This is a genomic window from Magnetococcus marinus MC-1 (genome assembly GCF_000014865.1).
GTDB classification, from domain to species: domain Bacteria; phylum Pseudomonadota; class Magnetococcia; order Magnetococcales; family Magnetococcaceae; genus Magnetococcus; species Magnetococcus marinus.
On record NC_008576.1, the window covers coordinates 4,547,337 to 4,569,194 of the forward strand.

Below are 21,858 nucleotides of genomic sequence, written 5' to 3' on the forward strand. Positions count from 1 at the left end.
AGCAGAGCTTCCCCCCAGACCCCCCAATCCCTTTTAATAATGGCACGCCCTGGGCATAGAGGCATCGCCTCACAACGGCTTGCTCGCCCGCCAACGCAACCAATGATCCGCTAACGTCATCGCCACCATCGCCTCCGCAATAGGTACCGCCCGTATCCCCACACACGGATCATGCCGCCCCTTGGTCACCACCTCACACGCCTGCCCATGCACATCCACCGACTGACGCGGTACCAAAATAGAACTGGTCGGCTTAACCGCAAAACGTATCACAATCGGCTGCCCCGTAGATATACCACCCAAAATACCACCCGCATGATTGCGCACAAACTCAGGATGCCGCGCATCAACCCCAGGACGCATCTCATCAGCAAAATCAACCCCCGTCGCATGACCACTCGCCATGCCCGCACCAATCTCTACCCCCTTAACCGCATTGATCGACATCACCGCCTTCGCCAAATCCGCATCCAAACGATCAAAAACAGGCTCACCCAATCCAATCGGTACACCCTCCGCATGCACCTCCAAAAAAGCCCCTACCGAATTGCCCGCCTTACGAATGCCCTCTAAATAAGCCTCAAATTCCCCAACCGAACCCGCATCCGGACTAAAAAAATGGTTGCGCTCAACCTCCGCCCAATCCCACCGCGACGGCTCAATCACCACCGGACCCATACCCGTCAATGCCCCCCGAACCGTCACCCCCTCCGCCTGCCTTAATAACTTCTTGGCAATGGCACCCGCCGCAACCCGTATCGCCGTCTCCCGCGCACTACTGCGACCACCCCCGCGATAATCCCGATTGCCATACTTGCTCCAATAGGTAAAATCCGCATGCCCAGGCCGAAATTTATCCTTAATCTCACTGTAATCCTTAGAACGCTGATCCTCATTCTCAATAATAAATCCAATGGGCGTGCCCGTGGTACGACCCTCAAAAACCCCCGATAAAATCTTTACCTCATCCCGCTCCTGCCGCTGCGTGGTAAAACGACTCTGCCCAGGACGACGCCGGTTTAAATCCCCCTGCAAATCCGCCTCACTCAGCTCCAATCCCGCCGGACACCCATCCACCACCCCACCCAATGCCAAACCATGGCTCTCACCAAATGTGGCTACCTGAAATAGTGTCCCAATCTGACTGCCCGCCATGGCCGTTTCTCACTCGCTCGCTGTTCTAAATGGCAAAGGGGTCAGCGCACCGCTAACCCCCCTTATACCTACCCTATGCTACCCGCAAACTACTCATCCACTGCACGCATGCCCACCACATGATACCCCGCATCCACATGCATAATCTCACCCGTCACACCCGAACCCATGTCCGACAAAAACAACAAGGATGACTCACCAACCTCCTGCTGACTAATGTTGCGACGCATGGGCGCATTATCCCGGTTCCAGTTGAGAATCTCTTTAAAATCTGAGATACCCGCCGCCGCTAAAGTGCGAATCGGCCCCGCAGAGATACCATTCACACGTATACCCCGCTGGCCCATATCCACCGCCAAATAACGCACACTCGCCTCTAACGCTGCCTTGGCCACCCCCATCACATTGTAGTGCGGCATAACCCGTTCCGCACCCAAATAGGACATGGTTAAAATACCCGCTCCATCGGTCAAACGTGGCTCAGCAATGCGACAAATGGAAATTAATGTGTAAACCGATGCCGTCATGGCAAGCTGAAAACCCTCCTTAGAGGTGTCATAAAACTTGCCCTTTAACTCCTCTTTTTTTGCATAGGCTACAGAGTGAACGATAAAATCAATACCATCCCATATCTCCGCCGAAGCATCAATAACGGCCTGGATCTCCGCATCGTCCGTGGCATCGCAAGAAAGTGTAAAGGCCGCACCCAGTTTTTCACCCAATGGCACCACCCGCTTAGCCATGGCCTCACCCAAATAGGTTATGCCTATCTCCGCACCCTCACGCTTACACACCTCTGCAATGGACCAGGCGATACTACGGTCGTTGGCAACCCCAAATATGATGCCCCGTTTCCCCTTCATCAAGCCCATGGTAACAAACTCCTAATCGCTAAATATGATCCAACATCAGAAAAAAGCTAGCATTTCATGTTAAACGCTATCTCAATCCTGCTTAGGGATCTGCAAAAGCTAAACTTTACCCTGTAACACTCTATGGGTAAAGCGCTTTCAAACCTACAACCGGTATATTACCCTTTATAGCCCTATAACATAACCCCAACCATACGCCGATTGCATTCACCCCATACCTTCGCCTTAACACCGGTCATCCCGTAGGCCTGCCTAAATGGCTGACACGGCTCCGCATTGCCTCTTTACGCACCCCAGCCAGCTCATAAACGATGGCTAAGATCTTGCAATAAAAAGCCCGCCAGTCGCTCTCTACCTAACCCCCGCCCCACAGCCAATACCTTAAATCGCTCACCCATGGCATCCGGCATAATCAACCTCGATACCGTTTGTCGTAACAACGCAACCCGCTCTCGATCCTCGTCCAGCTTAATAGCCTGCTCCAGACGCTGCAAAATCCCCATCCCCAGCAAAAACCAACCCTGGGTGGTAAATCCCAGCAAATCCAGCCCATGCTGCCCACAACTCACCTGCTGCATGGCCGAAAAATCCACGTGTGCTGTCAAATCCATATCCCCCGGCCACAACCACGGCTCTTTGATCCGTTGATGGCGCTGGTGCGCCATCAACGTACCATGGGGTAAACCCCCCTGATAATAATCCTGCGCAACATATCCATAATCTATCATCAAAACCGCGCCTTGTTCCATATTTGCGCTTATTCTACCCAGCCACTGCTGGGCATCTAAGGAAAACTCCGTACGCCAGCCCGTCTCTAATTCAATGCCCCTGACTTTAAAATAATCACCCTGAAGTGCGCTTTCTGGCTCAACCAACTGCTCGCACCAAGAGCGCCCGTCCCATTGTGCCACCACCTCTTTTAAGCCCTGTTCCGTCTGCTCCACCCAATGTACGGGAAAGGCATCCAATACCTCATTACCATAAACTACCCCTTGAAAAGCCCCCTCGCCCTCCCAGGCATCCAAATCATATACCCACCGCACTTTATGGATATCCACCCCTTTTTTTTGCAAAAATTCGGCTTGAACCCTACGAAAATCAGGACTTTTTTCTAATATAATCAAGGATAAAGCATCATAAAAATCAGGGAATTTTTTGGCTGTACGAAGCACATCCCCTGCTAACTTACCACTGCCCGCGCCAACCTCCATTACCGCAAAAAAGGCCGGGCTACCCATACGTTGCCAAACCTCCATCATCTGCAACGTCAATAACTCACCAAACAGCGAGGTCATTTCTGGGGCCGTAGTAAAATCCCCCTCCACACCCAAACGTGACCACTTGCGCATGTAATATCCATAGCTTGGATGATACAGCGCCATCTCCATGAACTTACGAAAAGAGAGGATACCACCATGCTCTTTAGCCCACTCAATGAGTTCGCTCTGGAGTGCCTCAGAGGCAGGCGATGGGGTGTGTTGCATGATCTTCTTAACCTTTTCGTTTAACCAATAAAAAAGGGGATGGTGTAAACACCATCCCCTTTTTGTTATGTCTTCAACGCTTACATCAACGATTTAATCGTCTCTGCCACGGATGCCATCAATGACCCCGGTAAAATACCCCACAGCACCACCAAAATACCGCTTACACCCACAATGGCCCGACTAAGAAAATCCATTGGCATATCAAAGGCCCGCTCCGCTTCATCGAAGTACATGGTTTTGATCACCTTCAGATAGTAAAAAGCCGACACCGCACTAAACAACACACCCAAAATGGCCACGGTATACATGTGCGCATCAATGGCCGCCATGAAAATCTGTAACTTAGCCATAAAACCCGCAAGGGGTGGAATACCCGCCATGCTAAACATAAAGATCGCCATCAACAGCGCCAAACCAGGACGCTTAGCCGACAGCCCTTTATAGTCTTCAATCTGGTCACCAAAGCCCTCTTTGTTCAATACCAAGATTAAACCAAAGGCCCCCACATTCATAAAAATGTAGATGGTTAGATAGACCAATACGGCCTCATACCCCATCTGGTTACCAACCGCTAGGCCGATCAAAGCATAACCCACGTGACCGATGGAAGAGTAAGCCAGCAAGCGCTTGATGTTGCTCTGACCCAAACCCGCCAGCGCGCCAACACCCATAGAAACCACCGCCAACAGTGCCATAATGGGGCCCCAGGTGGCGTGCATGGGGCCAAACGCCTCCACCAAAACCCGGAATAGGGCCGCAAACGCCGCAATCTTCGGCATGGCCGCCATAAACGCCGTAACCGAGGTAGGCGCACCCTCATAGACATCGGGTGCCCACATATGGAATGGTGCCGCCGCAATTTTGAACGATAGCCCCGATACCACCAATATCAAGCCCATGGTAATACCAAGCATGCTGTGGTGGTCCTGCTGCAAATAAGCATTAATGGTCGCAAAATCCACACTACCGGTTACGCCATAAATCAGTGAGATGCCATACAGCAAGATACCCGATGCCATAGAGCCCAACACAAAATATTTTAAACCCGCCTCGTTGGAAGCCAAATCATCGCGCTTGTATGCGGCCAGCACATAAATGGCAAGTGACAGCAACTCAATGCCCAGATAGAGCACCAAAAAGCTGCCGCTGCTGATCATAAACATGCCACCCAGCATGGCAAACAGGGTCAAAACAAAATACTCCCCATTGCCCAGCTTGCTCTTCTCCAGATAGACCCAAGAGACCACCATGGGCAGCAGCGTCGAAAGGTAGAGCATCACCTTCATAAACGCAGCAAAACGATCATTAACAAACATACCGCCAAACGTGCTGCTCTGCGTGGCACCCACCCCCAGCAAGGTGATCACCATGGCCACCATTAAAGCACCCGCTGCAATACGGCGTATACGGCGCGCCCCTTCGGCACCCTCCCACCAAGCACTGGCTAGAAGCAGTCCCATGGCTACCACAGAAATGACAATCTCTGGCAGCATAAGGGCGAGGTTAATGTCGGGCATTTGAATCGCCATGGTCACATTCGCTCCAATTCATCACACGTAGGGTTCTAACCCCGCGTCAAGGACGCGCTACTTAAACGCGACTCAGTGAGCCGCAACCGCTTGCGTCATTACCCCGGTCTTTACCACCTGTACCTGATCCACCAGATGCGCCACCGAACTATGGAAGGCATCCAAGAAGGGGTTGGGATAAAAACCAATCCACAACACCAGTACAATAAGGGGCACAAACAGGGCAATCTCCCGCCCGTTCACATCCATTAAGGACCGATTTTCTTCATGCACCATCTCGCCAAACATCACCTGTTTGTAGAGCCACAACATATAGGCCGCCCCCAACACCAGACCCGTCGCCGCCACAAAGGCCACCGTGGTATTGGCAAAAAAGGCACCCATCAGGATAAGAAATTCGCCAATAAAACCATTGGTCCCAGGCAGACCCACCGAAGCCATGGTAAACAGCATAAAGATCACGGCATAAATGGGCATACGTATGGCCAAACCGCCAAAGCGGGAGAGCTCCCGGGTATGCAGACGGTCATAGATAACCCCCACAATCAGGAACAGCGCCCCCGATACAATACCGTGGTTAATCATCTGCAAAATGCTGCCCTCGATCCCCTGTTGGTTAAACGCAAAGATACCAATGGTCACAAAACCCATGTGGGATACCGAGGAATAAGCAATCAGCTTTTTCATATCGGTCTGCACCAATGCCACCAATGCCGTATAAACGATGGCGACCAGCGACAACACAAAGATAAAGTCCGCCATATAGCGGCTGGCATCCGGCAAGATCGGCAGCGAGAAGCGTAGAAAACCGTAGGCACCCATCTTCAACAGAATACCGGCCAGAATCACCGAACCTGCCGTGGGAGCCTGCACGTGGGCATCCGGCAACCACGTATGAAAGGGCCACATAGGCACCTTCACCGCAAAGGCGATGAAGAAGGCCAAAAAGAGCCACATTTGATAGTTAAAAGGTAGCTGAACTTCCATCAATTCCGGTATCGAGAAGGTCCCTGTGGTGACATACAGGCTGATCATCGCCACCAACATCAATACCGAACCGGCCAGTGTGTAGAGAAAAAACTTCATCGCCGCATAGACCCGGTTTTGACCACCCCAAACCCCGATGATCAAAAACATGGGAATCAGCATCGCCTCCCACAAAACATAAAAGAGCGCAAAATCCAGGGCACAAAACACCCCGATTACAAAGCTCTCCAGCGCCAAAAAGGCCGCCATATACTCCTTAACCCGCTTCTGAATGCTCTGCCAAGAGGCCAGAATACAAATGGGGGTTAATAAGGCCGTGAGCATGACAAAGGGGTAGCTGATACCATCCACCCCCATCCGGTAGTGAATACCCAAGGCAGGCAGCCAAGCGGCCTCTTGGGTAAACTGAAAACCCGCTACGCTGGGATCAAACTCACCGTAGAGCAGCAGTGAAAGGATCAGGACCACGGTGGAAATTCCCATGGCCGCCAAACGTGCGATGTCGTCACGTTGGCGCTCCACAAAGGCAAGAATCGCCAGTGCGCCGATCAAGGGCAGGAAAGTAAGAAGGCTCAGCATGATTGAAGCATCCCCTTTGTTCGGTTCCTTAATCGGACCTTAGCTGTAGAAGGTAGCCAGGGCCAATACGCCGACAAACATGGCGAAGGCGTAGTGGTAAACATAGCCAGACTGCATACGCCGCAACGATGCACCCCAACGACCCAGGGTCCGCGCCCAACCGTTGACACCATAACCATCCACAATGGTCTCATCAGCGGTTTTCCAAAGACCTTGACCCAAACACTGGGCACCCTTAACAAATAGCTTGTCGTAAAGCTTGTCAAAGTACCAAGCATTGAGCAAAAAGTTGTAACCGCGTGGGCACATTTGCGCAATTTTAGCCGGTAACGTGGGTGCCAACACATAGAGCACAACCGCCACACTCAACCCCAACACAAACATAACAAAGGGTAGCCACTTGACCCAGGCAGGCACATGGTGCGCATGCTCCAGGGCATTGTGCCCTGCTGCCAGCACAATGGCCTCTTTAAACCAACCCGCCTCAATCAACGGCACCCCAAGATAACCCGCAAACAGCGCCCCAATGGCCAACGCAATATTGGGACCCCGCATAAACCAGGGTGCCTCATGGGCATGGTCGTAAGCGTGATGATCCTTAGGCTTACCATGGAAGGTCATAAAGACCAACCGGAAGCTATAAAACGTGGTCATACCCGCCGCCATAATACCCAACCAAAAGGCAAAGGTACCGGTGGCACTGTGGGCCGCATAAGCAGACTCCAAAATCGCATCCTTGGAGAAGAAACCAGCCAGCCCCGGAAATCCGGTCAGTGCCAGTGTGCCAATCATCATCAGGCCATACGTGAGCGGGATTTTTTTCACCAAACCGCCCATCTTACGCATATCCTGTTCATGGTGCATGGCGTGGATCACCGCACCGGCCCCCAAGAACAGCAACGCTTTAAAGAAGGCGTGGGTCATAAGGTGGAACATGGAAGCGGCATAGGCCGATACCCCCGCCGCAAAAAACATATAACCCAACTGCGAGCAGGTAGAGTAGGCCACCACCCGTTTAATATCGTTCTGCACCATGCCCACGGTGGCGGCAAAAAACGCCGTCAAAGCACCAATGATGGTCACAACCGCCAATGCCGTCTCCGACAACTCAAACAGGGGCGAAGCGCGGCACACCAAAAAGACCCCAGCCGTCACCATGGTTGCCGCGTGGATCAACGCCGAAACCGGGGTTGGACCCTCCATCGCATCGGGCAACCAAGTGTGTAAAAAGAGCTGTGCCGATTTGCCCATCGCCCCCAAAAAGAGCAGCAAACAGATCAAGGTGATGGTGGTAAATTCATAACCCAGAAAATGCATGGTTTGGTTAAATTCACCACGCGCTGCCATGCCAAACACCGCGCTATAATCCAGCGTACCAAACACCATGAAGATGGCTAACACACCCAGCGCAAAACCAAAATCCCCAACCCGGTTCACCAAGAATGCCTTGATGGCGGCGTTACAGGCCGACTCCTTCTTAAACCAGAAGCCGATCAACAGGTAAGAGGCCAAACCAACCCCTTCCCAGCCAAAAAAGAGCTGTAAAAAGTTGGGTGAAGTGACCAACATCAGCATGGCAAAGCTAAATAACGACAGATAACTGAAGAAACGTGGATTATCTGGATCCTCATGCATGTAATCCACCGAGTAGATATGCACCAAGGTCGAGACGCCGGTCACCACAATCAACATCACCGCCGTCAGGCGATCCACCAGTACACCCAGTGTTACCTGGAAATCGCCGGAGATAACCCAACTCCAGAAGATCTCTCTAACCACCTCGCCATCATTGACTGCGATCTGCCAGAAGGCTTGGATCGATAATAATAGGGAGAGACCAATCCCACCAATGGTGACCATTTGGCTCATACGGGTGCCGATGGTCCGCCCCAAAAGTCCCGCAATCAGCGAACCTAGCAGCGGCAACAGTACGATGAGTTTATACGTGCTCATATTCTTACGCCATCCCTTCAGCTGGATCGTCCCCCAGAGTGATTAACCCTTGAGGGTGTCGATCTCCTCCACGTTAATGGTGGTCCGATTACGGAAGAAGGTCACCAATATGGCCAGACCAATCGCCGCCTCTGCCGCTGCCACCGTGACAACGAAAAAGGTGAAGATCTGACCGGTCAAATCATGCAGATAGTGGGAAAACGCCACAAAGTTGATGTTCACCGCCAGCAGCATCAACTCGATACTCATCATGATGCTGATCACGTTTTTACGGTTAAGGAAGATACCAAACACCCCTATGGTGAACAGCATCGCCGCCAAAACCAGATAGGCATTGAGACTCATGGTGTTCAGGCCCCCTCGCCAGATTTGACCTTTTTAAGCGCAACCGACTCATCACGAGTACGGGCGATCTGGTCAGGTATATTCTGTGTCCGCACATTGTTACGTTTACGATGTGCCAACGCCACTGCCCCAATCAAAGCCACCAACAAAATCAAAGAAGCGACCTCGAAGGGGAACAGATATTTCGTGTAAAGAATTTTACCAATCTCTAAGGTGTTGTTCACATTTTCCCCAACCACCGCCCCATGCTGCTCAGGGTGGATGCTGCTGGCTACTGCGGCAAACTCAAACAGCACCACCGCCCCAACCGCAATGCCCAAGGGTAGATGATCCCGCGCCCCTTGGCGCAGCAGAGCAAAATCAACATCCAACATCATCACCACAAATAGGAACAGAATGGCCACCGCACCCATGTAAACCATCACCAGAATGACCGCTAAAAACTCAGCCTCAATCAGCAAAAACAGGCCGGCAGCGGTGAAAAAGGCCAGCACCAAAAACATCACCGAAGAGACGGGGTTCTTTGCCGTGATTACCCGTAGTGCGGCCACCAACATGATTGCAGCCAGGAGATAGAAGACGACGTCCACCAACATGTAGCGCGCTCCTTCAGCGATATTTGGCATCGGCGTTCAAACGTGCATCAATTTCTGCACGCCATGATTCGCCATTGGCCAAGAGTTGATCTTTTTTATAAAAGCGCGCATTGCGATCTTCATAAGCCATATCCAAATAAGGCCCCATAACAATGGCCTCCACCGGACACGCCTCTTCACACAAACCGCAATAGATACACTTGAACAGGTCGATGTCATAAACCTTGGTCAAACGCTTGTCGGCACGGCTTTCGGTATCAATTTCAATATAGATCGCCTGGGCCGGACAGATCGCCTCGCACAGCTTGCATGCCACGCAGCGCTCTTCACCACCCTCATACCGGCGCAGCACATGGATGCCACGAAAACGGGGCGAATAGGGTGTACGCTCCTCTGGGTACTGAATGGTAATATTGGGCCGAAACATGTAGCGCAGGGTTACCGCCATGCCTTGCCAGAGTTCCCGTAGAGCCAATGACGCCATCAACTGTTTCATTGCATTTCCCATTTGCATCGACTCCCCTTACGCCATATCCAGTAGATGCATGGCAAGGCCGACGATAAAGATCCACGCCAGCGAGATGGGTAAAAACACCTTCCAACCCAACCGCATCAGTTGGTCATACCGGTAGCGGGGGAAGGTGGCACGCAGCCATAGGAAGAAGAAGATCAACACGCCGGTTTTGAGAATTAACCACACAATGCCGGGTATAAAACTCAGTGCCTCAATCGGGGGCAACCAACCACCCAAGAACATCAGCGAACCCAATACCGACACCATAATGATGTTGGCATATTCACCCAGAAAAAACATGCCGTAGGTCATGGCTGAATATTCGGTACAAAAACCCGAAACCAGCTCCGCTTCAGCCTCAGGCAAATCGAAAGGGGCGCGGTTGGTCTCCGCCACCACCGAGATAAAGTAAATGAAAAACCCTGGCAGCAAGGGCAAGGCATACCACAGCCCCTTCTGCGATTCCACAATATCCCCCAGGTTAAGACTGCCCGAGAGCATAATCACCGGTACCAGGGTAAAGCCCATAGAGACCTCATAAGAGATCATCTGGGCCGCGCTACGTAACCCCCCCAACAAAGAGTAGCGGGTGTTGGACGCCCAGCCCGATAGCAACACCCCATAGGCCCCCAGCGAGGACATCGCCAAAATAAACAGCACCCCGACGTTGACATCTGCCAACACCAGCTCCGGTGAGAAGGGAACCACCGCCCAGCTAACCAACGCCGTGGAGAAGGTCAAAATCGGCGCAAGGATAAACATCGTCCGGTGCGCCTTGGCTGGCAGCATGGTCTCCTTGACGAAGAGCTTAACCGCATCCGCCAGGGGTTGCAGGATACCAAACACACCCACCCGGTTGGGACCCAAACGGACCTGCATAAAGCCAATCAAACGACGCTCTGCTAGGGTCAGATAGGTGACACAAAACAGAATCGGCGCGATGAGTACGGCAATTTTAAGGATGGTCCATACCAGCGTCCACAGAGTTTCCCCCAAGTACGCCACGCCCATCGCTTGAATGGAAGAGATGAATTCAGCCATTGCGTATGCCCGCTTCCCGGTTCAAGCCCAAAGCTGCATGCTCATGCAGCCAATCATGGTGATACCCGTTGGGTGTATCACCCCAAAGTTTCCCAGCACACCCTAGATGGCCGCAATCGAGACATCCGGATAGGCATGTTCCCAATCGGTCAACCGGTGCACCGCCTGATGACCAAAATTGGCAAAGGCCACCACGCTACCCACCGGCACACCCGCATCAATGCTCGCCTGCAACTCAACGGTATGATCACCACGGATCAACCGTACCATGCCACCCTCCACCACCTTAGCCTTAGCGGCATCGACAGGATGGATGCGTAGCCGATTGCCTCCATTGAGGGCCTGCATCACCTTGGCACCCCGCACCATGGCATCACTATGGTAGAAGGGCAGTTCCAATGAGAGCCGCAAACCCTTAGCACTGGGTGGTGCCAACCACTCCGTGACCGCCAAACCGGTGGTTACCGGCTTATGGTCACAGGCTGGGGTCAAATCCTCACACACCAAGCGCTCTTCTTTATAGCGTAGGTCGGTGTTCTCCAACGCCTGCCGCAACGATTCGGTGGTGGTATAGGAGAGCGGAGTCGAGAACCAATCCGACAGCTTACGCAACACCCGCCAATCCTCTTTCGCCTCACCTGGAGCCGGCACCATGGCCTCCATACGTTGGGCGCGGCCCTCGGCATTGGTGACTGTGCTGCTCTTCTCCCATGGGGTTAGGCCCGGCAATACCACGGTAGCCGCCTCACTGGTCGAGTTGCTAAAAGCACCTAGATAGATCACATCGGCCTTTTCCAGCGCTGCCCGTGCGAGTTTGGGATCGGCCGCTTCACGCTCTAGATCGGCACCCAACACAAACAGCACCTTAATGGAACCCTCCGCCGCGCCCTGCAAGATCTCATGGGCATTCTTACCCCGTTTACCCACAATGGCGTAACCCGCACCACGATGGGGCACCACACCCATATCCTGCGCCGTCACCGCCGCAGCCCGCGCACTTACCCGGTTATAGCCGTTCCAACTATCGTCCAATTTGCCCAGCTTTTCCAAAATCGCTACCACCGTACGACGTAACGTTTCAGCCGCAGGATGGTTGATGGCAAAGTCACCCAGCAGGATAACCGGTTTCTCCGCCGCTTTGAGCATGGCGGCCACCTGAGCGGCCTCTCCTGCCCCCTTACCCTTTAAGGCGGCTAAAATCTGGCTCAATACGCCAGGCTCTTCACCCGGTAAGGTCACCAGCGTGTGCAGCCCAGGCAGTGCCAAATCCTTTTCACAGGGATTAATGGCCATCACCTTGGCACCCTTACGGGCTGCTTTACGCAGACGCAGGTTGAGCAAAGGCACATCATAACGACTGTTGGAACCCACCAGCAGGATCCCGTCCGCCTCTTCGAGCGCCTCCAGCGAAGTATTCATCATCAGATCGGCCCGGGTCAGCGCCACGGCATCCCCACTAAAATCACGCTGCCGAATGCGATGGTCCAAATGCGGGCTGCCCACTACATTGCGCATAAAATCTTGGAAGGCATAGAGCTCCTCAGCCACCGTTTGCTCTTCCGACGCAATACCCGCTACGGCGTCACCCTCACCCGCCTTGATTAACTCCGCCGCGCGTGTCATCGCCTCGGCCCAGCTCACCTCTTGCACACCCTCTTCACCACGAATGGTCGGTTGGGTTAGGCGACCCACACTCAAACCGTCATAAGAGAAACGACCACGGTCGCACAACCATGTCTCATTGATCTCGTCGCACTCACGGGCAACCACCCGCTTAACCTCGCCATCCAGATGGTCCACCCGCACCTGACACCCCACCGAACAGTGGGTGCAGATACCATCGCCGCTGGACATCTCCCAGCTACGGGCTTTGAAATGGAAGGGTTTATCATTGAGGGCACCCACCGGGCAGACCTGCGCCAAGTTGCCCACCAACTCCGATGAGAGCGCCTTGCTCACGTAGGTACCCACCAACATATGGTCCCCACGCCCCGTGGCCCCCATCTCTTCCACACCGGCAATCTCGGTGGAAAAGCGGATGCAGCGCGTGCAGTGAATGCAGCGGTCCATCTCTGTTTCAATAATGGGTCCCAGATCCAAATTGTTCGGCTGGCGTTTAATCTCAATATAACGGGAGCGGTCTGGACCATATTTCATGGCCAAATCTTGCAGATCACACGCCCCACCCTGGTCGCACACCGGGCAATCCAGCGGATGGTTGATGAGCAAAAACTCCATCACCCCTTGGCGGGCGGCCATCACCATATCGCTATGGGTCTTAACCTCCATACCATCCCCCACGGGCATGGCACAGGCCACCACCGGGCGGGGCATCTTAACCACTTCAACCAAGCACATGCGGCAGTTGCCCGCCACCGACAGCTTGGGGTGATAACAAAAATGGGGAATATACACACCCAGCTTCTTGGCCGCCTCCATAATGGTGGTGCCAGGCTGGACACTGATTTCCTTACCGTCAATTATTAGGGTAGGCATCGCGTAGCGTCTCCTCAATCCACCATGCAGCGACCATGTTTAACATGGTACTCAAATTCGTCCCGGAAATGGCGGATCGCCCCAACCACAGGCATCGCCGCTGCATCACCCAGGGCGCAAATGGTTTTGCCCTGAATGTTACTGCACACACTGAGAAGCAGATCAATATCACCCTCACGACCCTGACCCGTTTCGATACGGTCCATAATCTGCGCCAACCAACCGGTACCCTCCCGGCAGGGGGTGCATTGACCACAAGACTCGTGGCGATAAAACTTGCTCAACCGGGCAATGGCTTTGACGATGCAGGTGGATTTATCCATCACAATCACCGAACCCGCACCCAGCATGGAGCCCGCTCCAGCCAGCGCCTCATAGCTCATGAGGATGGTTTCACACTGTTCGGGAATAAGCACGGGCGTCGATGAACCACCGGGGATAACCCCCTTTAGATTCTCCCAACCACCCCGCACACCACCAGCATAGTCGTTGATCAAGCTCTTTAGCGGAATACCCAACTCAACCTCATAGTTGCCCGGTTTGTTAACATGACCCGAGACACTAAACAGCTTGGTACCCGACGACTTCTCTACCCCCAACTTGCTGTACCACGCGCCACCCTTTTCCAGGATGGCCGGTACCGCGCAGAGGGTCTCAACATTATTGATCACCGTGGGGCAACCATACAGCCCCACGTTGGCTGGGAAGGGTGGCTTGAGACGGGGTTGACCCTTCTCCCCTTCCAGGGAATTCAGCAGGGCGCTCTCTTCACCGCACACATAGGCACCAGCACCCCGATGCACCGCCAGATCAAAATCCACTCCCTTACCCAGGATGTTTTTGCCCAGCAGATTGGCCGCATACGCCTCGGCCACCGCCGCTTCTAAAACCTCTGCCTCGCGATAAAACTCACCGCGAATATAGATGTAACCCTGCTTGGAGTTGACCGCATAACCCGCAATGATCATACCCTCAATCAGAAGATGGGGATCAAAACGCATGAGATCACGATCTTTACAGGTTCCGGGCTCGCCCTCATCGGCGTTGCAAACCAGATATTTGGGCCTGGGATCATCCTTGGGAATAAAGGACCACTTTAGGCCCGCAGGAAATCCGGCCCCACCGCGGCCACGCAGGCCAGCACTCTTAACCTCTTGGATAATCTCTTCACCGGACATCCCCAAGGCCTTTTCCATCCGCTTGTAGGCGCCCTGCTGTTGAGCGACTGCAAGGGTGTTTTGCCCCTGAATATGGATGTTTTTGAAGAGCACCAGATTGGCTTCGCTCATGGTGTGTCCTCGCCGTTATACGAACTTAGGCCTTGTTGGCCAGCTCGTCGATAATCTTAACCGCTGTTTCTGGTGTCAGATTTTCGTAGTAGTCGTCATTGATCTGGAACATGGGTGCATTGACACAAGCCCCCAGGCACTCCACTTCGGAGAGGGTAAAGTTACCATCCTCCGTGGTTTGACCATACTCAATCTCCAGACGCTGTTTTACCGCTTCACCAATGCCATCCGACCCACACAGCCAACAAGAGATGTTGGTACACACCTGTACATGGTGTTTACCCACGGGCTTGAGGTTGTACATGGTGTAGAAGGTGGCCACCTCATAAACACGGATCGGCGCCAGACCCATCAGCTCCGCCACATAGTCCATGGATGCCCGCGACAGCCAGCCACCAAACTCCCGCTGGGCCAGATCCAACACGGGCAGCAGGGCAGATTGACGCTTATCTGCGGGATAACGGTTATAGATGGTCTCAACCTTTTTGAGAGCCTCTTGGGAAAAAGCGGGCTTGGCCGCTGGTGCAATCTCACTCATCGCTTTCCATCACCTTATTGGGTTGATGCCTTAGCGGTCGATTTCGCCAAACACGATATCGATGCTACCGATGATGGTGGTCACGTCGGCAATCATATGACCACGGGCCATTTCCTTAACCGCTTGCAGATGGTTAAACCCTGCCGCGCGAATTCGCGCCCGGTACGGTTTGTTGCCACCGTCGGAAACCAGATAGACCCCCAACTCACCCTTGGGTGTCTCCACCGCCGCATAGACCTCACCCGCAGGCAGGTTAAAGCCCTCGGTGCAAAGTTTAAAGTGGTGGATCATCGACTCCATATCCTGTTGCATATCCTGACGGTAGGGCATGGAGATTTTAAAATTATCGTTGCGTACCGGTCCGGGCTGCATCTGATCCAGGCACTGCTGGATAATCTTCACCCCTTCACGACACTCCTCAATACGCACCAGATAGCGGTCGTAGCTGTCGCCGTTTTTACCCACGGGAATATCAAACTCAACCCGGTCATAGGCGTCATAGGGCTCGGCCTTACGCAGATCAAAGGCGACCCCACTGCCCCGCAGCATGGGTCCGGTAAAGCCCCAGCTAAAGGCATCTTCCTGGCTGACCTTGCCAATATCCACCAAGCGCTGTTTCCAGATGCGGTTGTTGGTCAACAGGGTTTCGTACTCATCCAACTTGCTGGGAAAATGGTTGCAGAAGTCACGAATGCGCTGCTCCAAACCATCTGGCAGATCACGGGCCACACCACCAGGGCGGAAATAGTTGGCGTGCATACGCGCACCACAGGCCGCCTCATAGATGTCCATCAGCTCCTCACGCTCACGGAAGCAGTAGAGGAACATGGTCATGGCACCCACATCCAACCCGTGGGCCGCAAAGAACAACAGATGGTTGATAAAACGGGTGATCTCCGCATAGATGGTGCGGATATATTGCGCACGCTCCGGCACCTCAATTTGGCCCAGTCGTTCGACCGCAATGACCCATGCGTGCTCTTCGCTCATCATGGACATATAGTCGAGACGGTCAAAATAGGGGGTACCCTGAATATAGGTCTTCTGCTCCAACAGCTTTTCCGTGCCACGGTGCAACAGACCCACATGGGGGTCGGCCCGCTCTACCACTTCGCCATCCAACTCCAGCAACAGACGCAACACACCATGGGCAGCCGGGTGTTGTGGGCCAAAGTTGATGGCGTAGTTTTGAAACTCTTTATGGTCGGTAATGGTCGCTGGCATCATTCCCCCCCTAAGCCTGTTCGCCAGTGGCGTTGCTGTAGAAGTTGCGGTTGGGTACGGTCAACGACACCGGCTCGCGTACAATACGTTGCTGGGTTTCGTCATAGCGCAGCTCAAAAGGACCGGTAACGGGAAAATCTTTACGCAGGGGAAAGCCATCAAAATCATAATCCAACAGCAGGCGACGGAGATCTGGATGGCCTGAAATTAAAATGCCAAACATCTCATACATCTCCCGCTCAAACCAATCTGCCGCTTTCCACAATCCCGTAATGGAGGGCACAGGGGTATCGGCATCCACCAGGGTTTTTACCCGGATGCGATGGTTTTTATGCACAGACAGCAGTTGGTAGACCACCTCAAACGGTTTTTCACGCTTGGGGTAGTGCACCGCCGTCACGTCGATGAACAGTTTAAAATTCATCCCCGGATCATCGCGCATGGTTCGCAGGGTATCCACCACCTGCTCAGGGTCGCACCAGACCACCAGCGCACCACAAACCCACTCCCGCTTTAGCTCAGGCAGGATGGAGGCCACCCGCGACTCCAGCCGTTGCAACTTGTCGCTGCTCATACACGCTTCCTCCAACCGGAGTAAACCTGACCTTCACGGTTGATCTTTTTTTGTAGCTGCATAATGCCGTACATCACTGCCTCTGCCGTGGGTGGGCAACCGGGAATGTAGACATCCACCGGCAGAATGCGGTCACAGCCACGTACCACCGAATAGGAGTAGTGATAATACCCCCCGCCGTTGGCACAGGAGCCCATCGAGATCACATAGCGTGGCTCGGGCATTTGGTCATACACCTTGCGCAGCGCCGGGGCCATTTTATTGGTTAGGGTGCCTGCGACAATAATCACGTCGGACTGACGCGGGGAACCGCGAAACACCACCCCAAATCGGTCCAGGTCATAACGACTGGCACCGGCGTTCATCATCTCCACCGCGCAACAGGCCAAACCAAAGGTCATGGGCCACATGGACATGGAACGACCCCAATTCACCAGCTTGTCCGCCGATGTAAGCAGAAAGCCACGGTCACTGACTTCCTGATGCAGTTCTTCGATCATTCCCATTCCAACGCCCCCTTCTTCCAGGCGTATGCATAGCCAACCAGCAGCACCACCAGAAACAGCACCATCTCTACAAAGCCTACGATACCAATCTCCTTAAAGGCTACCGCCCAAGGAAATAAAAACGCAGCTTCAATATCAAAGACAATGAACAGAATGGCGAGAAGGTAGAAGCGTACATCAAACTTGATGTAGACCCGTGATAGTGGGGCAAATCCACACTCATACTGGGAGCGCTTCTCCGCGTAAGGACGCTTTACCCCAACCAGATAGCTGGCCGCCAACATAAAGACCGCCATACCTCCAGCTATGACCAGCAGAATCAGGACCGGAAAATAACTCTCCAGCATGCTGTCACCCTTTCCTTGAGCGCGTATGTAACAGATGGGTTATCAACCACACCCACGCATTTATCAGGTAGCCGGACGATGAGTACCATTCCAAGCACCCCACGTCAAGCGCTACATCGGTTATCCGAAACAGTTAGCCCTTGACCAACCCACGTATATTACCCACTCCATTCTTGTATCGCAAGTGTAACACGTTGTTATATGGTTACAATCGTCTTATTCAGGCTAAGTAAAAATTTATTGATTGACTCATAAAAATGGTACATATTATTTCTAGTTATCTATGCGTTTGATTAATTGGCCTATTTTAAAATATACCCACCCAAACCCATCCATCGTAACGGGCTAATCCACGCACCACCGAGCTTGAGCCTCGATCTATTCCCGACCCCCTGAAGCATGTGCAACGCCGTCTCATGCTGACGCGCCCCCACCCTCAATGAACCTAAACCATACGCCACACCCAAGGCTATTTATCTTAGGTTATTTACGCCACCTCCACCAGCAAGGCGTAATGGCCCATATATCCCCTAGGGTTCAAGCCAATTTGTTTAACAACTTATAGACATAGGCTCAAAGTTTTTTACCGTCCGCATATTGTTAAGGCTTCCCTACCAATCTTAACTGTGCAATACTCTAAGGCATATATTATAGCTTTTATAGCCTGAAACCCTTCGGAATACAACTTGTGGTAATGATACTATGAATCGCCCAATGCAAACCATCTCTCTTTCCGACCGCCTCGCGCCCTGGTTAAGCCACTCTGGCGCCACCTTGCATAGCAACGCCAACGTGACCCTCTTGGAATATCAGTGCTTGGACAGCACAACCTTGACCGCTATGCGGCTCCCAACCCCGCCGCTGACCCTATTACGGCATCTTTTTCAACCCTGGCCGCTACGTGAAAAAAATCTCTCTCTACCCAATATTGATCCGCTAACCATTCATGATCCCAACCAACGGCTGTTCTCTCTCCTCCATCATCGCGCTAACATATATGACAATATTATGGATGCCAAGCGACTCGCTAAACCACCTCATGAGATAACGCTTTACCATATTGAATCGCTTTATTTAGGTGACCATTCGACCTATATTTTAGAGGGCGAACAGGCCATTTTTTGCATCGACACGCTCACCTTTAAACCCCGTGCCCAGCTGATTGTACGCACCCCTTTTCCCTTACTCATTGGTACCCTAACTCGCCGTCTAAAAAACGATCTTCCCTCTCCATCGCTCCGTCGATATGCCGATATTACCTTTGCGGGTCAAGATGGCCAGCTCCCCCCCCATATGCCAAAAATGGGGGGAAACCCCTACCGCCACGGTCAACCCAGCTACCCCTATAGCACCCTGTTGATACAACGTCTTAAAGGCATTTTTTATGTTGCTTGTCGCGGCGGTCATGGCATCAATGGCCGCGATGGTGTCAACAATGGTAATGGTGAAGATGGCGGCAATGGTGGGTCTGGTGGTGATCTGCATGTCTATTACGGCAAAACCCGCAAACAGGATGGCTCCATCCTTACAGAAAGGCATCTAAACGTTAGCCGTGTCGGCTCGGGTGGTATGGCCTTATTCTCCAACAATCGTCAGGGAATGGCCTGTCACGCTGGCCGGATGGGCATCCCCGGCACCCCAGGAGTGGTCACCATACGTTTATGTAAAACCGCCCCCTAAGGCCGCTCTGTCCCTGTATCCATAAAGAGCATCGGCCCCAATCCCCTGCTTAACCCATGTTTAACAGGCTATTGTAGAAGATCTTAAAATACAGAATCTTACGATGTGTATTTTTTTCGAGTGGCACTACAAACTGTGCATTCTTTGGAAAATGTGCTCAGACGACCATCTTTTTCACCCCGCCTGGGTTTGCATGGATTCCAAGCGCCTGGAAGATTTTCTGTTGTTCAGGCTCAGGTCTGGTGGCTTTGCGCACCTGCAAGGAATGTCCATCGGGTCGTCGAAATGAAGCGGTAATCCGGCACTGGCTGGAGAGGATGTCTCGCAGCGTGCTCCAGCGACCGTGGATACCTTTTTCCGCCAATTGTTGACGTATTATCTGTACGATCTGGTAGGTCAGCACGGTGATAAACAGATGACCATCGCTGCGTTCCTCTTTCCGATGGAAGAGTGGACGCAAGCCCAATTCCGATTTGAGAGAGCGAAACACCGATTCCAGATCCGTGAGGGTGATGTAGGTGCGCCATAAGCGCTCCTCATCCCAGCCGGTCTCGTTGCTACGCAGGCAGTAGACCCCAGGGTGGGTCAGCGAGGTGCCATCGAGCGGTTTTTGTTTCCAATGGATGGCTTGGGCCTGCAAACCACTGTCGTCCGGGATGATTTCGATGTGGTAGTGCTGGCCTATACCACGATTTTTTTCTTTCAGCCGTCCAATGCGCTCCCAAAGTTTATCGATATTCTTTGTGGTGCGGGGCTTGGAAAGCCCCTCGGAGAGCTTAGTCAGACCGGCTTCAAAGCGCTCGGCAAAACGCCGGGAGATCCCCTTTTCCTTTTCCGCACGGCGTTGGGAATGACAGTAAAGCCTCACCTCCTGGCCATCGTCGCTGAGAACTTTTTGGATGTGGATCTGTTCCTTTGCGGCCGTTTCGATACATGCAGCACCGTTGAAATCGAATTGCCGCTCGCGTTCTCGGCTGACCACCAGATAACGATAGCCTTTGTCGCGTAACCAGACAAGATTGGCCTCAGTGGCTACCCCCCGATCCATAACCACCAAGGCACCATTGGGAGCATTCAAGCCTTTGAGCATCCCTTCCAGGGTGCTCCCTTCGGAGACATTGCCGGGGAAAATCTGCGAACGGCGCACAAACCCGCTACCGTCGAGTACCAGACCCAAGGTCAACAGGGGAGAGTCGCAACGCTTCTCCTTTGAGCGCCCCCGCTGAGCTTTGCTGTTTCCTTCTGCCTCTCCCTCAAAATAGGTATTGGTCAAATCGTATAAGGTGACGGTGCCCGGCAGGTTGAATAGATCGTTAATCTTGGAAAACAATCTGTTTTCGATAGCCTCGCGGTTTCTGATCAATAGGTCTGAAACTCGGTAAAATTGCATCAGGCTCATGGTCTCGAAGTCCACATCAAGCAACTCCCCTAGGCCGCTTTGGGCGCTGAGCCATCTATGCAGCGCCCGTTCGGAACCAGGTGCGGCCATGCGTCCAATAATGGCGCCGATGGCTGCGGCTCGCTGAGGGCCGGTTAGTCCGACATCGGCCAACAGTTCTGTAAACCCTGCCTTACCCATGGCCCATAGTCCCACCTGCTCCACCCCCACACTCCGGGGGCGGCTCATTTCAAGAGAGTCCACCAATACTGTTTGCACATCCTCTGGGGAAAGGCCGGTTTCCGTCTCCTTGGCAGACGGGATTGCTTCCGGCTGACGGGTCAACAATTGCGCGACAATACGCTGGGCCTCCCGCTCCACTTGCGAAGGACAATCAAGAGAAATCAGTGTCTTCTGAGGGCTTAGCAGTTGATCGATACGTGAACACAAGGTGGGCCAGTGATTCTGGCCTATGGCGAAATGACGGCCAAGATTCAAGAGTGTCACCTGCCTGACCTTCGTGCCGACACGAAGGGATTGAACCAGGCGATGCGTGTAGTAAGATTCGCCTGTGGCTGTATTGCGGGTTTGTGTGCGTCGTATATACATACTCGGAATGATACCAAAAGCACCATGGTGGCGCAAGACATAATAATTTATTATGGCACTACAAAACATGTTTGAATTTGTGAGTACATATAAATCAATATGTTAAAATATATCAATAGGCCAAACATGCCTAAATTCGGTAGAGAAATGTTAAACATG

At 52.9% G+C, this 21,858-nt stretch carries 19 protein-coding genes; 1 reads left to right on the top strand and 18 read right to left on the bottom strand.

Translation table 11 applies throughout. From position 1 onward, the window contains the following. Positions 1 to 69: 69 nt before the first annotated feature. The 17 genes from aroC to ndhC all read right to left on the bottom strand — a co-directional run bounded on the left by aroC (position 70) and on the right by ndhC (position 18,032). Positions 70 to 1,155 carry a chorismate synthase gene (aroC, locus tag MMC1_RS18575; protein WP_011715158.1) on the bottom strand — a complete coding sequence of 362 codons (1,086 nt, stop codon included), beginning with the start codon at positions 1,153 to 1,155 and terminating at the stop codon, positions 70 to 72. An 89-nt stretch (positions 1,156 to 1,244) separates the two neighbouring features. Further along, positions 1,245 to 2,027, bottom strand: coding sequence for an enoyl-ACP reductase FabI (locus MMC1_RS18580; RefSeq protein ID WP_011715159.1), 783 nt, complete (start codon positions 2,025 to 2,027; stop codon positions 1,245 to 1,247). Positions 2,028 to 2,329: 302 nt separating this feature from the next. Further along, positions 2,330 to 3,511, bottom strand: coding sequence for a class I SAM-dependent methyltransferase (locus MMC1_RS20750; protein ID WP_011715160.1), 1,182 nt, complete (start codon positions 3,509 to 3,511; stop codon positions 2,330 to 2,332). 80 nt (positions 3,512 to 3,591) lie between these two features. Next, complete coding sequence (gene nuoN, locus MMC1_RS18590; protein WP_011715161.1) at positions 3,592 to 5,043, bottom strand: NADH-quinone oxidoreductase subunit NuoN; 1,452 nt, start codon at positions 5,041 to 5,043, stop codon at positions 3,592 to 3,594. A 72-nt stretch (positions 5,044 to 5,115) separates the two neighbouring features. Further along, entirely contained in the window at positions 5,116 to 6,609 is a 1,494-nt protein-coding gene (locus MMC1_RS18595; RefSeq protein ID WP_011715162.1) for an NADH-quinone oxidoreductase subunit M, read from the bottom strand. Between the two features lie 39 nt (positions 6,610 to 6,648). Further along, complete coding sequence (nuoL, locus tag MMC1_RS18600; RefSeq protein ID WP_011715163.1) at positions 6,649 to 8,562, bottom strand: NADH-quinone oxidoreductase subunit L; 1,914 nt, start codon at positions 8,560 to 8,562, stop codon at positions 6,649 to 6,651. Between the two features lie 42 nt (positions 8,563 to 8,604). Continuing rightward, positions 8,605 to 8,907 (bottom strand): NADH-quinone oxidoreductase subunit NuoK, encoded by a 303-nt coding sequence (gene nuoK, locus MMC1_RS18605; protein WP_011715164.1) that lies wholly within the window; start codon positions 8,905 to 8,907, stop codon positions 8,605 to 8,607. A 5-nt stretch (positions 8,908 to 8,912) separates the two neighbouring features. Beyond that, positions 8,913 to 9,503 carry an NADH-quinone oxidoreductase subunit J gene (locus MMC1_RS18610; RefSeq protein ID WP_011715165.1) on the bottom strand — a complete coding sequence of 197 codons (591 nt, stop codon included), beginning with the start codon at positions 9,501 to 9,503 and terminating at the stop codon, positions 8,913 to 8,915. A gap of 13 nt (positions 9,504 to 9,516) precedes the next feature. Further along, positions 9,517 to 10,011, bottom strand: a complete 495-nt coding sequence (nuoI, locus tag MMC1_RS18615; protein WP_011715166.1) for an NADH-quinone oxidoreductase subunit NuoI — start codon at positions 10,009 to 10,011, stop codon at positions 9,517 to 9,519. Between the two features lie 15 nt (positions 10,012 to 10,026). After that, positions 10,027 to 11,058 carry an NADH-quinone oxidoreductase subunit NuoH gene (gene nuoH, locus MMC1_RS18620; protein WP_011715167.1) on the bottom strand — a complete coding sequence of 344 codons (1,032 nt, stop codon included), beginning with the start codon at positions 11,056 to 11,058 and terminating at the stop codon, positions 10,027 to 10,029. A gap of 102 nt (positions 11,059 to 11,160) precedes the next feature. Then, complete coding sequence (gene nuoG, locus MMC1_RS18625; RefSeq protein ID WP_011715168.1) at positions 11,161 to 13,554, bottom strand: NADH-quinone oxidoreductase subunit NuoG; 2,394 nt, start codon at positions 13,552 to 13,554, stop codon at positions 11,161 to 11,163. 14 nt (positions 13,555 to 13,568) lie between these two features. Next, complete coding sequence (nuoF, locus tag MMC1_RS18630) at positions 13,569 to 14,843, bottom strand: NADH-quinone oxidoreductase subunit NuoF (protein WP_011715169.1); 1,275 nt, start codon at positions 14,841 to 14,843, stop codon at positions 13,569 to 13,571. A gap of 25 nt (positions 14,844 to 14,868) precedes the next feature. Beyond that, positions 14,869 to 15,381, bottom strand: a complete 513-nt coding sequence (nuoE, locus tag MMC1_RS18635) for an NADH-quinone oxidoreductase subunit NuoE (RefSeq protein ID WP_011715170.1) — start codon at positions 15,379 to 15,381, stop codon at positions 14,869 to 14,871. A 30-nt stretch (positions 15,382 to 15,411) separates the two neighbouring features. After that, positions 15,412 to 16,605, bottom strand: coding sequence for an NADH-quinone oxidoreductase subunit D (locus MMC1_RS18640; RefSeq protein ID WP_011715171.1), 1,194 nt, complete (start codon positions 16,603 to 16,605; stop codon positions 15,412 to 15,414). Between the two features lie 10 nt (positions 16,606 to 16,615). Continuing rightward, the gene (locus MMC1_RS18645) at positions 16,616 to 17,179 is read right to left on the bottom strand and encodes a complex I 30 kDa subunit family protein (RefSeq protein WP_011715172.1); all 564 of its coding nucleotides are present in this window, start codon (positions 17,177 to 17,179) and stop codon (positions 16,616 to 16,618) included. Further along, entirely contained in the window at positions 17,176 to 17,679 is a 504-nt protein-coding gene (locus tag MMC1_RS18650; RefSeq protein WP_011715173.1) for a NuoB/complex I 20 kDa subunit family protein, read from the bottom strand. Before MMC1_RS18650 ends, MMC1_RS18645 begins: the two co-directional genes overlap by 4 nt. Further along, positions 17,676 to 18,032: an NADH-quinone oxidoreductase subunit A gene (gene ndhC, locus MMC1_RS18655; RefSeq protein ID WP_011715174.1), complete on the bottom strand. Its 357-nt coding sequence runs from the start codon at positions 18,030 to 18,032 to the stop codon at positions 17,676 to 17,678. Before ndhC ends, MMC1_RS18650 begins: the two co-directional genes overlap by 4 nt. Before the next feature lie 702 nt (positions 18,033 to 18,734). Between ndhC and MMC1_RS18660 the strand changes: the two genes are divergently transcribed. Further along, entirely contained in the window at positions 18,735 to 19,712 is a 978-nt protein-coding gene (locus MMC1_RS18660; RefSeq protein WP_011715175.1) for a hypothetical protein, read from the top strand. A gap of 157 nt (positions 19,713 to 19,869) precedes the next feature. Here MMC1_RS18660 and MMC1_RS18665 read toward each other — a convergent pair whose 3' ends face one another. After that, a complete protein-coding gene (locus MMC1_RS18665; protein ID WP_041642167.1) occupies positions 19,870 to 21,699 on the bottom strand; it encodes an IS1634 family transposase in 1,830 nt (609 codons plus the stop codon). Between the last annotated feature and the right edge of the window lie 159 nt (positions 21,700 to 21,858).

What these genes read in the sequence shown, in the direction of transcription:
- MMC1_RS18595 (WP_011715162.1), bottom strand. Translation starts at nt 6,609, where the DNA reads ATGCTGAGCCTTCTTACTTTCCTGCCCTTGATCGGCGCACTGGCGATT.
- nuoE (WP_011715170.1), bottom strand. Translation starts at nt 15,381, where the DNA reads ATGAGTGAGATTGCACCAGCGGCCAAGCCCGCTTTTTCCCAAGAGGCT.
- MMC1_RS20750 (WP_011715160.1), bottom strand. Translation starts at nt 3,511, where the DNA reads ATGCAACACACCCCATCGCCTGCCTCTGAGGCACTCCAGAGCGAACTC.
- MMC1_RS18610 (WP_011715165.1), bottom strand. Translation starts at nt 9,503, where the DNA reads ATGTTGGTGGACGTCGTCTTCTATCTCCTGGCTGCAATCATGTTGGTG.
- ndhC (WP_011715174.1), bottom strand. Translation starts at nt 18,032, where the DNA reads ATGCTGGAGAGTTATTTTCCGGTCCTGATTCTGCTGGTCATAGCTGGA.
- nuoK (WP_011715164.1), bottom strand. Translation starts at nt 8,907, where the DNA reads ATGAGTCTCAATGCCTATCTGGTTTTGGCGGCGATGCTGTTCACCATA.
- MMC1_RS18650 (WP_011715173.1), bottom strand. Translation starts at nt 17,679, where the DNA reads ATGATCGAAGAACTGCATCAGGAAGTCAGTGACCGTGGCTTTCTGCTT.
- MMC1_RS18580 (WP_011715159.1), bottom strand. Translation starts at nt 2,027, where the DNA reads ATGGGCTTGATGAAGGGGAAACGGGGCATCATATTTGGGGTTGCCAAC.
- MMC1_RS18645 (WP_011715172.1), bottom strand. Translation starts at nt 17,179, where the DNA reads ATGAGCAGCGACAAGTTGCAACGGCTGGAGTCGCGGGTGGCCTCCATC.
- nuoF (WP_011715169.1), bottom strand. Translation starts at nt 14,843, where the DNA reads ATGAGCGAAGCCAATCTGGTGCTCTTCAAAAACATCCATATTCAGGGG.
- nuoI (WP_011715166.1), bottom strand. Translation starts at nt 10,011, where the DNA reads ATGGGAAATGCAATGAAACAGTTGATGGCGTCATTGGCTCTACGGGAA.
- nuoG (WP_011715168.1), bottom strand. Translation starts at nt 13,554, where the DNA reads ATGCCTACCCTAATAATTGACGGTAAGGAAATCAGTGTCCAGCCTGGC.
- MMC1_RS18640 (WP_011715171.1), bottom strand. Translation starts at nt 16,605, where the DNA reads ATGCCAGCGACCATTACCGACCATAAAGAGTTTCAAAACTACGCCATC.
- nuoN (WP_011715161.1), bottom strand. Translation starts at nt 5,043, where the DNA reads ATGGCGATTCAAATGCCCGACATTAACCTCGCCCTTATGCTGCCAGAG.
- MMC1_RS18660 (WP_011715175.1), top strand. Translation starts at nt 18,735, where the DNA reads ATGAATCGCCCAATGCAAACCATCTCTCTTTCCGACCGCCTCGCGCCC.
- MMC1_RS18665 (WP_041642167.1), bottom strand. Translation starts at nt 21,699, where the DNA reads ATGTATATACGACGCACACAAACCCGCAATACAGCCACAGGCGAATCT.
- aroC (WP_011715158.1), bottom strand. Translation starts at nt 1,155, where the DNA reads ATGGCGGGCAGTCAGATTGGGACACTATTTCAGGTAGCCACATTTGGT.
- nuoL (WP_011715163.1), bottom strand. Translation starts at nt 8,562, where the DNA reads ATGAGCACGTATAAACTCATCGTACTGTTGCCGCTGCTAGGTTCGCTG.
- nuoH (WP_011715167.1), bottom strand. Translation starts at nt 11,058, where the DNA reads ATGGCTGAATTCATCTCTTCCATTCAAGCGATGGGCGTGGCGTACTTG.